At 68.6% G+C, this 12930-nt stretch carries 6 protein-coding genes and 4 tRNA genes; 2 read left to right on the forward strand and 8 right to left on the reverse strand.

The window, feature by feature from the left end:
* Positions 1 to 20 precede the first annotated feature (20 nt).
* On the reverse strand, positions 21 to 194 hold the full coding sequence (hemP, locus tag BR71_RS13255) for a hemin uptake protein HemP (RefSeq protein ID WP_081555510.1): 174 nt from the start codon (positions 192 to 194) through the stop codon (positions 21 to 23).
* Between the two features lie 163 nt (positions 195 to 357).
* Between hemP and BR71_RS13260 the strand changes: the two genes are divergently transcribed.
* Entirely contained in the window at positions 358 to 1044 is a 687-nt protein-coding gene (locus BR71_RS13260; RefSeq protein ID WP_052370553.1) for a 4'-phosphopantetheinyl transferase family protein, read from the forward strand.
* Positions 1045 to 1248: 204 nt separating this feature from the next.
* Here BR71_RS13260 and BR71_RS13265 read toward each other — a convergent pair.
* From BR71_RS13265 to hmlG, 7 genes are all read right to left on the reverse strand, one after another.
* Positions 1249 to 1323, reverse strand: a tRNA-Glu gene (locus BR71_RS13265).
* Positions 1324 to 1333: 10 nt separating this feature from the next.
* Positions 1334 to 1407 (reverse strand) — tRNA-Arg (locus BR71_RS13270).
* A gap of 3 nt (positions 1408 to 1410) precedes the next feature.
* Positions 1411 to 1485: transfer RNA gene (locus BR71_RS13275), tRNA-Glu, on the reverse strand.
* Positions 1486 to 1492: 7 nt separating this feature from the next.
* Positions 1493 to 1568, reverse strand: a tRNA-OTHER gene (locus BR71_RS13280).
* 329 nt (positions 1569 to 1897) lie between these two features.
* Complete coding sequence (locus BR71_RS13285; protein WP_052370554.1) at positions 1898 to 2677, reverse strand: thioesterase II family protein; 780 nt, start codon at positions 2675 to 2677, stop codon at positions 1898 to 1900.
* 4 nt (positions 2678 to 2681) lie between these two features.
* On the reverse strand, positions 2682 to 3998 hold the full coding sequence (hmlH, locus tag BR71_RS13290) for a jagaricin export MFS transporter HmlH (protein WP_081862653.1): 1317 nt from the start codon (positions 3996 to 3998) through the stop codon (positions 2682 to 2684).
* Positions 3991 to 12444, reverse strand: coding sequence for a jagaricin-like haemolysin non-ribosomal peptide synthetase HmlG (gene hmlG / locus BR71_RS13295; protein ID WP_043638060.1), 8454 nt, complete (start codon positions 12442 to 12444; stop codon positions 3991 to 3993). Before hmlG ends, hmlH begins: the two co-directional genes overlap by 8 nt.
* A 241-nt stretch (positions 12445 to 12685) precedes the next feature.
* On the opposite strand from hmlG, the gene BR71_RS13300 reads away from it, so the two are divergent.
* Positions 12686 to 12919, forward strand: a complete 234-nt coding sequence (locus BR71_RS13300; RefSeq protein WP_043594131.1) for an MbtH family protein — start codon at positions 12686 to 12688, stop codon at positions 12917 to 12919.
* The last annotated feature ends 11 nt before the right edge of the window (positions 12920 to 12930 follow it).

The raw sequence follows: 12930 nt of genomic DNA on the forward strand, positions 1-12930 counted from the left end.
CGGTGTGTGTGGTCTGGGACCTATTTGATCAGGATGAGCTTGCCGTTGCGGGTCAACTGCAAGCGGTACATCTCGCCCTGATGTTCGATCAGGATTTCCTTGCCTTTGGCGAACAGCTCGCAGCTGCGCAGCACTGGCGACAGGCTGGCAGCGCCGGTTCCGGAGCCGGACTTGGAGGCGGTGTGGGCTTGCATGAATTTATCCATGGCCAAATGGTAACGATTCTCATTATCGAATTCAAGCTGGACAAGGCCGCGAGGCGAACGAAAAGGGCGGGCCTGTGGCGCGGGGGTCACAAAACGGCATGGCCGAGCCGGCGCAGGCCGGGGATAATGGCGGTTTTGCGCGGAGAGGCGGATGGAACTGAACGCTTTGATCAAGCCCTTGCCTTGCCCGGCGGGCGCGCCACAGGTCTTGAACTTGCACCGCGTGCGGCTGGATGTGGACTGGCCGGTGGACGAGGCGCTGCTGGCGGGCTTGAGCCAGGATGAGCGCAAGCGTTGCTTGCGCTATCTGCGCACCATCAATCAGTTGCAGTTCGCTCTGACCCGGCTGGCTTTACGACGGCTGTTGGCGCAAGAGACCGGCCTGGCGCCGGACGCGCTGGTGTTTGAGCTGGGCGAACACGGCAAGCCGGTCTTGGCTTGGCCTGGAGCGCCTGCCTTCAATGTGTCCCATTCCGGCGCTTACGCGCTGATCGCCATCGCGCGCGGCGGGCAGGTGGGGGTGGACATTGAAACGGTGCAGCCCATGCGCGACGTGCCGGCGCTGGCTGAGCAGACCTTGCAGCCGGTGGAGCTTGAGCTATGCGGGCACGGCCGGGACGTGGGGGCTTTTTTTCAATTGTGGACCATCAAGGAGGCGGTGCTGAAAGCCTGGGGCGTGGGCATTGCTCAGCATCTGTCCGCTTTCGCCGCCACCAAACTGACGCGGGGCGAACTGCCTTTGAGCATTGCCGAGCCTGGCCGCTGGCCGTCGACGCGGGCCTGGGCCTTGGAAGCGCCGGAGGGCTATGCGGCAACGCTGGCCTGGGCGGAGGGCTGAGAGAACCTGTTTACGATCTGCTGCGCGTCGGCGATACGGTGTTGAAAACGGCTTCGAAATGATCATGTGCCATGTGTACACTCCGCTTTCTCAGCTGTTTTCGCCTTGTCCCGCCTTAGCTCGCGAGATCGTAAACACGTTCTGAGGCGGGGCCGAAATGACAAAAAGCCCGTCATGTTGCCATGACGGGCTTTTTGAGAAAGCTGGCGTCCCCACGGGGAATCGAACCCCGGCTACCGCCGTGAAAGGGCGGTGTTCTAACCGCTAAACTATAGGGACTCAAATGGGGCGCACCCGGAGCGATTCGAACGCCCGACCCTCTGGTTCGTAGCCAGATACTCTATCCAACTGAGCTACGGGTGCTAGTGGCGTCCCCACGGGGAATCGAACCCCGGCTACCGCCGTGAAAGGGCGGTGTTCTAACCGCTAAACTATAGGGACACTAGTGTGGCGCACCCGGAGCGATTCGAACGCCCGACCCTCTGGTCGTAGCCAAATACTCTATCCAACTGAGCTACGGGTGCGCTGTTTCGCGAGACGTTGTGTCTTGCGAGAAGCGGAATAATATAGATCCGGCTTTTGAGCGTCAAGCATTTTTGAAAAAAATTTCACACGGACATGGCCTGGCGGATTGGGAATGTCGTTTCATGCCAACATGCTAAGCTGGTTTTCACGCCAAAGCCCCTTCCGGGGCTTTGGTCGTTGATTAGGAGCTTGTTCAAAGTCTCGCGAGCCAGGGCGAGACAAGGCGAAAACGAGCGAAAAAGCGGAATGTGCGAGGGGTACATGAGCATTTTGAGCTTGTACTCATCGTGCAACGCTTCACGTCGCGCAGCAGACTTTGAACAGGTTCTTAGGCGAGGTCCGGCATGGAGGCGGCGTGATTGCTCAGCGCGTCGGCGAGTTCGCTGTTGAGATGGGCTAGCACGGCGTCGCGCGCGCTGGCGATGAAGAAGTGGTCGCCGTCGAACCAGTGGACGCGCGTGGGCGAGGTGGTTTCCCGCTGCCAGCCTTCGGTTTGCTCCGGCAGGCGTTGTCGGTCGCCGCGCCCGGCCAGCACGGTGATGGGCAGGGAGAGCGGCGGGGCCGGCTGGTAGCGATAGGTTTCCACCAGTTCGAAGTCAGTGCGCAGGGTGGGCAGCAGCAGGTCCATCATTTCTCGATTGGCCAGGATTTCCGCCGGAGTGCCGTTGTAGTCGCGCAGCGCGTCGATGAAACCGTCGTTGTCCATCCGGTGCAGCATGCGGGGCGGCTGGCGGTGTTGCGGCGCGTCGCAGCCGGACACGATCAGCCGCTGCGGCAGGGGCCGGCCTTGGGCGCGCAGCAGCCGCGTCAATTCGAAGGCGATCAGCCCGCCCATGCTGTGGCCGAAGAAGACGAAAGGCGGGGCGTCGTCCAGCGGGAGCTCCCGCGCCAGCGCGTCCACCAGCGGCGGCAGCGCCTTGAAGCCGGCTTCGCGGAAGCGGGCGGCGCGGCCGGGCAGTTGCGCGGCGCAGACCTCCACTTCGGGAGGCAGCTTGCCTTGCCAGCCGGCATAGGCGCCGGCATGGCCGCCGGCGTAGGGAAAGCAGTACAGGCGCAGCCGCGGCGGCTGGCTGCCGGGCTGGCGCTGGAGCCAGGGTGAGGGGTGCATCGATTCAGTCTCCTGTTTGCAGTGAAGGGTTGGGGCGGAGCTCCGCCGGGCCTGAGCCGCCGGGCGCGCCGATGGCGCGCAGCCGGGGGCTGCACAGCGCCAGCACGGCGACGCCGATCAGCAGCAGGCCGGCGCCGGCGAACAAGGCGCGCACCGGCGCGGACGCCAGGCTCACGCCGGCCAGCGTGGTGGACAAGGGCGTGACCGCCGCCATCATGAACATCAAAAAACTCATGACCCGGCCGCGCATTTCCGCCGGGATGCGGGCCTGGATCCAGGCCATCAGACGAACTTGAACCAGGCCGCCCAAGAGGCCGATCAGGAACATCATCGCGCAACTGACGGCAAACGCGGGAGACAGACCCAGGCCGATGATCAGCGCGCCCATCAGAGCGTCGGCGCAGAATACCATCCATCCCAGCCGGCCCAGGGCCTTGAGCGGCAGCAGGCTGAGCAGGGCCATGCCCAGCAGGCTGCCGGCGCCTTGCGCGGACAGCAGGGTGCCGAAGTGGCCGGCGTCCAGGCCCATCGCGGTTTTGACCAGCAGCGGCAGGCCGATCTGGATGGGGCCGGCGGTCAGGAAGGCGATCACCGCCCAGTAGAAGAACAGCGCGCGAAGGGCGGCGTCGCCCCAGGTCCAGGCGGCGCCGCGGCGGATGGCGCGCAGTATGCCGGCGGCCGATTGCGCCGATGGCGCCTGTGCGGGGGCTGCGCGCGGCCGCAGGCGGCTGAGCATCAGGCCGGCGCTCAGGAAGCAGGCGGCGCCCAGCAGGAAAGCGAGGCCCAGGCCGCCGCCGGCGCGGACGCCGGGCAGGGCTATCAGCGCACCGGCCAGCATGGGGCCGGTCAGCAAGGTGAGCTGGTTGACCGCCATGAACACGGAGTTGGCCTGTTGCAGCTTTTCTTCCGGCACGGTGTTGGGCAGCAGAGCGGCGGCGGAAGGCCCGGTGAAGGCGGCGACCACGCCCATCGCCGCGGCGAAGGGGTAGAGCCAGGCCAGCGGCAGGCCGCCGCGGTAGGCGGCGTAGCCGAGCAGGGCCAGCAGCGCCGCGCAGCAGAGCAGCGAGCACTGAAACACCCGCCGCGGCGAGTACCGGTCCGCCACCGCGCCGCCGACGATGATGAACACCGCGCGCGGCAGCTCCATGGCGGTGACGATCAGGCCGAGGGCGAGGCCGTCGCCGCCCCGTTGCAGCACCAGCCAGGGCAGGGCGATCAGCGCGGTCTGCTGGCCCAGGATGGCGCAGAACCAGGCGGCGGAGAGCCAGAGAAAGCGCCGGTCGCGCCAGAGCGCGGGCTGGACGGGCATGGGCTTAGACATGGCGGGCCCTCATCGCGCTCTCCAGGCTCTCCGCCAGGCTGGCCGCATGTGGCTCGCGCAGCATGTCGGCGTGTTCGCCGGCGGCGCGGAATACTTGGACCGGGCCGGCGGCGTAGTCGGACCAGCCCAGGTCGGCCGGTCCGGCCGTGGCGGTGGCCAGGCCGTCGGTGACCCACACCGCCACCGGGCAGAGCGCGGGCCGCGGCTGGTGGCCGCGCAGGCTGAGCAGGTTGGCGCGGTAGACATCGAACATGGCTTCCACCCGGCGCGGGTCCATGCCTTGCGGGAACAGGCCGGAGTCTTGCACCCGCCGGCTCAGCAGCGCGAAGCGGCCGGCTCGGTCCAGCGGACGCAGCATGTCTTCCGAGACGGCCAGCGCTTTGCCGGTGGCGATTTCCACGGTGCGGCTCATATAGTGCAGCAGCCCGGCCTCGTCCTGGGGCAGTTCACTCAGGAAGCCGGCGTCCGGGCGCGGCGGCGCGTCCAGCGCTGCCAGCAGGCTGACTTCGGCGCCGGTCTCGACCAACCGCCGCGCCAGTTCCGCCGCCACCGCCGCGCCGAAGGAGTGGCCGGCCAGGATCAACGGTCCGGACAGGCCGGCTTGCAGCACCGCTGCGGCGTAGCGCGCGGCCATGGCCGCCACGCTGTCGTCGGACGCGACGGCCGGGTCCAGCCCCGCCGCTTGCAGGCCGTAGACGCGCCAGCGCGGCGACAGCCGCTCCACCAGTTTTTGATAGCCGATGATCTGGCCGGAACCATCGTGGACCAACAGCAAGGTGGCGTCGTCGCCGTCCGTGCGTATCGGTACCAGCACCGACGGCGGGGTGGCTTGGCCGGCCTCCTGAACCAGCCGTGCGAACTCGGCGACGGTGCCGGAGGTGAACAGCGAGGCCAGCGGCAGCTCCACGCCCAGTTCCTCGCGGACGCGGGACAGCAGTTGCAGCGTGAGCAGCGAGTGGCCGCCCATGTCGAAAAAGCTGTCGTCCACGCCTATGCTCGGCAGGCCCAGGGTGGCGGCGAACAGCGTGGCCAGTTGTTCTTCCAGCGGGGTGCTCGGCGCGCGGTAGGCGCGCGCGGCCAGTTCCGGCGCCGGCAGCGCGCGGCGGTCCAGCTTGCCGTTGGGCGTTTGCGGCAGGGCTGGAAGGCTGACCCAGGCGGTGGGAATCATGTATTCCGGCAATTGCTCCGCCAGCGCGCTGCGCAGCGCGGCGGTGTCGATCTCGCCGTTCGTCGGCACCAGATAGCCCACCAGCCGCGCGGCGGCGGGCGGCGCGTGGTGCAAGGCCACCGCGGCGGCGGCGATGCCGGGCTGCGCGCTGAGCGCGGCTTCGATCTCGCCGGTTTCGATGCGGTAGCCGCGCAGCTTCAGCTGTTGGTCGCCGCGACCCAGATATTCGATGCGGCCGTCGGCCAGCCAGCGGGCGCGGTCCCCGGTGCGGTAGATCCGCTCGCCGTCCCGGAAGGGGTTGGGGAGAAAGCGTTCCGCGGTCAGCCGCGGGCGGCGCAGATAGCCGCGGGCGACGCCGGGGCCGGCGAGATAGAGTTCGCCGGCCAGGCCGGGCGCCGTCGGCTGCAGCGCCTCGTCCAGGATGTAGGCGCGGTAGCCGGGGATGGCGCGGCCGATGTCGACGGGCTGGCCGTCGCGCAAGGCGATTTCCGTCGCGGTGCCCCAGACGGTGGCCTCGGTGGGGCCGTATTCGTTGTAGAAGCGTCGGCCCTCGCCTATCAGGTCGCCGGCCGTTACCGCTTCGCCGCCGAACAGCACCGCGCGCAGCGATCCGCCCCAGCCGGCGGGCTGGGCTTGCGCCACGGTCCGGTACAGCGAGGGCAGGCTGAGCCAGACGTCGGCCCGCTCGCGTTCCACCAGGCCGGCCAGATAGCCGGGTTCCAACTGGCCGCCGGCGCGGCTGACGATCAGCCGGCCGCCGCAGGCCAGCGACCAGAACAGCAGCGCCACCGAGCTATCGAAGGAGAAGGAGGGCAGCAGCAGGAAGGCGGTGCCCGGGCGCGACAGCTCCGCAGGATAGAAGGCGAGCCGGGCGGCGGTGGAGGCGTGGAGATTGCCGTGCTGGATCACCACGCCTTTGGGGGCGCCGGTGGAACCCGAGGTGTAGATCAGGTAGGCGGGGTGGCTGGGCCGCAGCGGGCGGACGCGCTCGCTGTCGGCGGGGTTGCCGTCATGCAGCGAGGCCAGGTGCTCTTGCAAGGCCGGGTCGTCCAGATCCAGCCGCGCCGCGCCGTCCGGCAGCGTTGCGTCGCTCAGGGTCAGCACGCAGCGCGGGGCGGCGTCCTTCAACATGAAGGCGATGCGGGCCGGAGGGTAGTCCAAGTCCAGCGGAAGATAGGCCGCGCCGGCTTTCAACGCTGCCAGCAAGGCCACCACGGTATCGGCGGAGCGCGGCAGCGCGATGGCGACGATGTCTTCCGGGCCGACGCCGAGGGCGAGCAGGCGTCGCGCCAGTTGATTGGCGCGGCGGTTGAGTTCGCCGTAGCTCAGGTTGCGGCGCTCGTCGCTCAAGGCCGTCGCCTCCGGCGCGGCGGCGGCGCTGGCCTCGATCAGGGGCAGCAGGGTGGCCGGCGCGGATGCCGCTTCGCCGTCTTGTTCCAGCAGCAGCCTGGTTTCGTCCGCGTCCAGCAGCGGCAGGCGCGACGGCGCTTGCTCCGGCTGCGCGGCCATGGTCAGCAGCAAGCGTTGCAAGCGGGAGGCCAGGCGGCGCGCGCCGGCTTCCTCGAACAGGTCGACGTCGTATTCCAGCATCGCCTGCAGGCCGCCGTCGGCTTCGTGCAGGGTCAGGGTCAGGTCGAAGCGCGGGGAGCTGTCGTCGCTGGACAGCGTTTCCAGCTCCAGCCCCGGCAGGCGCAGGGTGTCCAGCGGCGCGTTTTGCAGCACCAGCATGGTCTGGAACAGCGGGTTGCGCGTCAGCGAGCGATCCAGCCGCAGCGCGTCGACGATGGTTTCAAAGGGCAGGTCTTGCAGTTCGTAGGCTTCCAGCACCACATCGCGCACCCGCGCCAGCAATTGCAGCGCGCTGGGCGCGCCGGCCAAGTCGACGCGCAGCGCCAGGGTGTTGACGAAGCAGCCGATCAGGCCCTCCAGGTCCGCGTGCTGACGGTTGGCGATGGGGCTGCCTATCACCAGGTCGCGCTGGCCGCTGTAGCGCGACAGCAATTCGGCGTAGCCGGCCAGCAACACCATGAACAGCGTGCCGCCAGCGCGTTCGGCCAGCCGGCGCAGGCTCTGGGTTTCCGCCGGCGAGAAGCCGAAGCGGACGAAGCGCCCACGGCGCGGACGGCCGATGGCGCCCATGCCGCGCGGCCGGTCGCCCAGCAGTTCCAGTTCCGCCGGGGCGTCGGCCAGGCGCGTTTTCCAGCGCGCCAGCATGTGTTCGAAGCGCTCGCCGGCCAGGGCGTCGCGTTGCCATTGGGCGAAGTCGCCGTATTGGATGGGCAGGGCGGGCAGGCGGGGCGGGCGTTGCTCCAGCGCGGCGGCGTACAGTTCGCCGAACTCCCGCACCAGCACCCCCAGCGACCAGCCGTCGGACAGGGCGTGGTGCAGCGCGATCAGCAAAGCGGCGTCGTCCGGAGCGATGCGCAGCAGGGCGAAGCGCAGCGGCGGCGCGGCCTCCAGGTCGAATTTAGGTCTGGCGAAGGCTTCGGCGGCGCGGTTCAGCGCCGTTTCCAGGCTCTCGCCGGCGGTCACGCGCAGCGTCTGTTCTTGCAGTTCCGGCCCGTCGCCGTTTTCGACGATTTGCCGCAGCTCGCCGTCGCTCAGTTCGAAGCGGGTGCGTAGCGCCTCGTGGCGGCGGACCACGCCGGCCAGCGCGGCGCGCAGCGCGGGGAGGCTCAGGCGGCCGCGCAGGCGCAGGCCCTGGGCGATGTTGTAGACGCCGTTTTCGCTCTGGTCCAGCCGCTCCAGGAACCAGAAGCGTTGCTGGGCGAAGGAGGACGGCAGCGGCCGCGAGCGGTCCGCCAGGGGGATGCGGCGCTCCGGCGCGGAAGCCGACGCGGCCGGGTCTTCCAGCTCAACGCGTTCCGCCAGGGCAACGGCGAATTCGGCCACCGTCGGGTGTTCAAACAAGGTGCGCAGGGGCAGTTCGACGCCGAATTCTGCGCGCAGCCGGGACATGACCCGGGTGGCCAGCAGCGAATGGCCGCCGGCTTCGAAGAAGTTTTGTTCGCGGCCCAGGCCGCCGGCGCCCAGCACTTCGCCCCAGATGCGGGCCACTTCGCTTTCGGCGCGGCTGCGCGGCGGCGCACCGGCATCGACGCCGCCTTGTTCGGACTGGCCGGGTTCGGGCAGCGCGCGCCAATCCAGTTTGCCGCTATGGGTCAGCGGCAGCTTGTCCAGCGTGACGAAGGCGGCGGGCAGCATGTAGTCGGGCAGCCGCGCGGCGAGATGACGGCGCAATTCCGGCCCCAGCGCGTCGCGCGGCTGGCTTTGCGCCGGGGTGTTGAAGCAGTCGGCGGGCTCGCCGTCGTCGCCGCCGTCCAGCCGCTCCAGCGGCAGCGCGGGCAAGGCGTCGGCGGTGGCGGCCAGCGCCAGGTCGAACCGGCCGTCGGCGGCGTTTTCGCTCCAGCAGAGGCGCGCGGCCAGGCCGTCGGCGGCGGCAGCCGCCAACAGCTCCGCGGGCTCGGCGGCCTCGGTGACGTCAGACAGCGCTTGCGCCCGCCAGGGCTGGCCGTCGGCGGTTTCGTCGTCGGCCGCGTCCAGATCCAGCCAGGCGAGGAAGCGGTTGACCTCGGCGGCGCGGCGGTTGGCCAGGCCGGACCGCGGGCGCCGCGCATCAGGGGCGGGAGCGGCCTTAGGCGAGCCCTTGCTCAGCACCACGTCGTAGCGATAGGTGGTCAGTTCGCAGTCGCCGCCGTCTTCTTTCAGGCGGATTTCTATCGCGGCGATGTCGCCGCGGCGGCGCGCCAGCCGGCGGAACAGCGCCGGGTCCACCAGCAGTTCCTTTTCTTCCGCGATCAGCGCGTCCAGTTGACGGCGCAGTTCCGCCCGCGTCGGGCGGGCGACGGCGGGCAGGCGGTGCAGCAGGCGGCTGGCCTGGAAGTGCCGCAGCATGCCCAGGTGGCGCAGGTCGCCCAGCAGCAGTTTGCCGCCCGGACGCAGCCGCGCCAGCGCCTGGTCCACCACGTCCAGGAAGTAGGCGGCGTCGGGGAAGTATTGCGCCACGGAATTGATGATCACGGTGTCGAAGTCGTCCGGCAGGCCGGCCAGGTCGCGGGCTTCGCGCCGCTCCAGCTTCACCTGGTTCAGGCCGCGCGCGGCCACGGTGCGGCCCAGGCGTTCCAGCGCGCGGGCGGAGAAGTCCAGGCCGTGGTAGCGCTCGCTGTCCGGGGCGACGGCGAGCAACAGCATGCCGCTGCCGACGCCGATTTCCAGCACCCGGCGCGGATGCAACGCGCGGATGCGGCTCAGGATCTCGTCGCGCCAGCGCCGCATGTGGGCGGCGGGAATCAGGGCGTTGTCGTAGGAGTCGGTCCAGCCGACCAGATCAAGGTCGGCGTTCTCGGCTGGCGCGTCCTCGTAGATCATGTCGAAGGCGGGCAGCCAGCCCTTTTCCTTGTCCTTGGCGGCGGCGGCTTCCAGGCCGCTACGCTTGGCGACATAGGCGACCAGACGCGCCTGATCGCCTTCGCCGCGCACCACCACGGCGGCTTCCGCCACCGCTGGGTGCTGGCTGAGCAAGGCCTGGATTTCGGCGGTTTCGATGCGGAAGCCGCGCAGCTTGACCTGTTGGTCGGCGCGGCCGCGGTATTCCAGTTCGCCGCGCGGGGTGACGCGGGCCAGATCGCCGCTGCGGTAGAAGCGCAGGCCGCTGTCCAGGTGTGGGTCCGGCATGAAGCGTTGGGCGCTCAGCTCCGGCTGATTGACGTAGCCCAGCGCCACGCCGGCGCCGCCGACGTGGATTTCGCCCACCATGCCCGGCGGCACCGGCTGCAGCGCATCGTCCAGCAGGCGGATGCACAGGTCGGGGAGAGGCGCGCCGATCACGCTGCCCAGCTTGCGCTTGATCTCGGGCAGGCCGATGCGGCGGAAGGTCACGTGCACGGTGGTTTCGGTGATGCCGTACATATTGATCAACCGCGGGTAGTCGTCGCCGTGACGGTCCAGCCAGGGCTCCAGGCTGCTGAGGTCTAGCGCCTCGCCGCCGAAGACGAGGTAGCGCAGCGCCAGATCGCCTTCGCGCGGGTTTGCCTCCTCGGCGGCCATCAATTGGCGGAAGGCCGACGGGGTCTGGCTCAGCACGGTGACTTTTTCCTCGCACAACAGCTGGTAGAAGGCATCCGAGGAGCGGGCCAGCAGCGGCGGCACAATCAGCAGGACGCCGCCGTGGGCCAGCGCGCCCCAGATTTCCCACACGGAGAAGTCGAAGGCGTAGGAGTGGAACAGCGTCCACACTTCGCGCGGGCCGAACTGGAACAGCTCGGCGCTGCTGGAGAACAGCCGGGCGCAGTTGCGGTGGCTGACCGCCACGCCTTTAGGCCGGCCGGTGGAGCCGGAGGTGTAGATGATGTAGGCCAGGCCGTCCGGGTCGTCGCCGGCCGGCAGCGCCGCCGACGGCGCGGGCTCCGCCGCGTCCAGAGTCAGCAGCGGGCCGGCGAAGGGCGGCAGCGTAGGTGCCAGCGCCTCGGTGCTGAGCACGGCGCGCGCGCCGCTGTCCTCCAGGATGTAGCGGATGCGGTCGGCCGGATAGGCCGGGTCCATCGGCACATAGCCGGCGCCGGCCTTGAGCGCGGCCAGCACGCCGATCATCAGTTCGAACGAGGGCGTCAGCCACAGGCCGACGGGATCGCCGGGCCGCACGCCGGCAGCGGCCAGCCGCCGCGCGGCGGCGTCCGACAGCCGTTCCAGTTCGCCGTAACTGAGCTCCCTGCCGTCGCAGCGCAGCGCCGCGGCGTCGGCTTGCATCGCGGCAAAACGGCTGAAGGCGCGGTGCACCGGTTCGCCATCGCGCGCGGCGGCGCGCAGCGGCAGCGTCAGCAGGGAGGCGGCCTGTTGCGGCGTGGTCAGCGGCAGCGCGGCCAGCGGCGCGTCCGGCTGGCGGCTGGCGGCGTCCAGCAGAATCACCAGTTGTTCGGCGAAACGCTCGACGGAGAGCCGCTCGAACAGCGCGGTGTTGTAGGAGAAGGCGCCGGACAGGCCGTCCTCGGTCTCGCGCATGAACAGCTCAAGGTCGAAGCGGGCGGCTTCCTGGCTGAGCACCGGGGTCAGCCGCAGCCCGTCCAGCGTCGGCATCGCCGCCGGGATGTTGAGCAGGGTGAAGGCGACCTGGAACAGCGGGTTGCGGCTGGGGTCGCGGCTGGCTTGCCCCAGTGCGCCGACCAGCTGGTCGTAGGGCACCGCGGCGTGTTCGACGGCATCGCGCATGACGTCCGATTGCTTGCGGGCGAACTGGCGGAAGCTGTCTTCCGGGCCGATGCGGGCGCGGATCACCAGCATATTGGCGAAGAAGCCGATCAGCGCCTCGGTTTCCACCCGCTCGCGTCCGGCCAGCGAGGTGCCGATGGCCAGATCGTCCTGGCGGGCGTGGCGCGCCAGCAGCGCCTGGAAGGCGGACAGCAGCAGGCAGAACAGCGTGGTGCGCTCGGCCGCCGCCAGCCGGCGCAGGCGTTCCGCGGTGTCGGCGGGCACGGCGAAGCCCACGGTGGCGCCGTCGAAGCTTTGCACCGGCGGCCGGGGCTTGTCGGTGGGCAGCTCCAGCGTGGGCAGCCCGGCTAGCTGGGTTTTCCAATAGGCGAGGTCGGCATCCCAGCGGTCTTGTCGGCCGCAGGCGTGCTGCCAGCGCGCGTAGTCGAGGTACTGGATGGGCAGCTCTGGCAGATCCGGCGCGCGGCCGCGGCTGAGCGCGGCGTAGGCGCTGGCGGCTTCGTCCATCAGCACCGCCAGGGACCAGGCGTCGCCGACGATGTGGTGCAGGGTCAGCACTACCGCGTGTTCGTCCGCCGCCAGCTTCACCAGCGCGATGCGCAGCGGCTGGCCGGAGGACAGGTCGAAGGCGTGAGCGCTTTCCCGGCGCGCCAGCGTTTCCAGCCGGGACGCGGCTTCTTCGGCCGGCAAGGCGGACCAGTCCAGTCGATCGATAAAGGCGCGGCCGGCGGGCTGCGGGATTTGCGTCGCCACGCCGTTCACTTCGCGAATGGCGGTGCGCAGGGAAGCGTGGCGCGTCACCACGCAATCGAAAGCCCGGCATAGCGCGTCCGCCTGCAAGGCGCCGCTGAGGCGGAAGGCGGAGCAGATATTGTAGGCGGCGGCGCCGGCGCTGAGCTGGTGTAGAAACCAGAGCCGCTGCTGCTGAAAGGACAGCGGGCCGGAGGCGGCGTCGCCGCGCGGAATCCGTCCGCCGTCCACGGGCGCGGGGGACGGGGGCAAGACGTCCAGCTCTTGTTCCAGCAAATGGTCGAGAAGGTCCAGATCGTTATCGTTCCAATCGCTAACGCTCATTTCAATGGCTTTCCAGGTGATGTGTTGTCGTCGCCCATCGGGCTGCGCGTTTATCGCGCCCGATTTGATTTCGATTATTTTTCGAGGTCTGTAAAAATATTCAATTTGTGCGGTATATTCTTTGGCGGGTTTTGTGGGTCGGTATTCTCCGATTTAAACAATTCCAATTAGCAATGTTTTGGTTGAATAAATTATTTGTTTGGAACTGTCTTAATTTTCTAGCGACGGCATGGAGGTGCTTATGACGCAGGACGCAATGAATGAAACCAAATACATCGTGGTGATGAATCATGAGGAGCAATATTCGATATGGCCGGAATATCGTGAAATCCCCGCGGGCTGGCGTTCTCTTGGCGTCAGCGGAGGAGAACAGGAGTGTCTGGACTATATTGAAAAGAATTGGACGGATATGCGTCCGTTGAGCCTGAGACAATTCATGCAGGAAAATCAAACGGCTTCCCCTTCCGCTAATTAATGGTTGTTATG

This window comes from Chromobacterium haemolyticum DSM 19808, assembly GCF_000711885.1.
Classification (GTDB): Bacteria; Pseudomonadota; Gammaproteobacteria; order Burkholderiales; family Chromobacteriaceae; genus Chromobacterium; species Chromobacterium haemolyticum.